This is a genomic window from Neisseria sp. P0021.S006, assembly GCF_051956895.1.
This window is the reverse complement of the sequence record NZ_JBQCWZ010000752.1, coordinates 1-684: the sequence shown is the minus strand read 5'-3', so window position 1 is coordinate 684 and position 684 is coordinate 1. Positions and strand designations below refer to the sequence as shown.

1 protein-coding gene is annotated in these 684 nt (G+C 48.2%); it reads right to left on the bottom strand.

The window, feature by feature from the left end:
- Positions 1-449: L-lactate permease (locus tag ACTHUM_RS16895; RefSeq protein WP_440403541.1), on the bottom strand; the 449-nt coding region annotated here is incomplete at its 3' end.
- Positions 450-684 lie beyond the last annotated feature (235 nt).

Genomic DNA, 684 nt, shown 5'->3' with positions numbered 1-684 from the left:
GAGTTCATCACCAAAGCGAAGATGGCTACTTTTAACGGGTTGAAGCCCAAGCTCATCAGGATTGGCGCGGCAATGGCGGCAGGCGTACCGAAACCGGACGCGCCTTCAATCATAAAGGCGAAAGACCAGCCGATGATCATCAATTGGGCAATCGGGTTCGGGCTGATGGTGGCCAGCCATTTGCGGATGACGTCGATACAGCCGGTGGTTTCCATCATGCGGTTGAACATAATGGCACCGAAAATCACGGTAATCGGGGTCAGGGTAGAGACGAGGCCGGACGCGGCTGTTGCGTTGAGCAACATGGCGTTGTCGCCGAAATAAAACAGTTTGATGGCATAAATCAGCGCGGCGGTAATCGGCAGCGCGACGTAGGACGGCATACTGTTTTTCTTAACCATCAGCCAGATCAGCAGCACGATGGGAAAAATACTGAGAAAGAGAGCCATGGGATTATCCTCGGGGCAACGGGCATCATAACCGTCAATCAATGGCGGTTTGATGCGATGTGTTGAGTAATAGATGTTTTTCGAATAAGGATTGCCACCTTTTTAGATGCAATCAGTTATCAGGTAAATTGGTTTTACCAATTTATGAAAACTGTTGCACACTTTACGTAATCTTATGTAATCAGTCAAGGGGTTTGTAATAAAAAAGGCCGTCTGAAATAGGGTTTTCAGACAG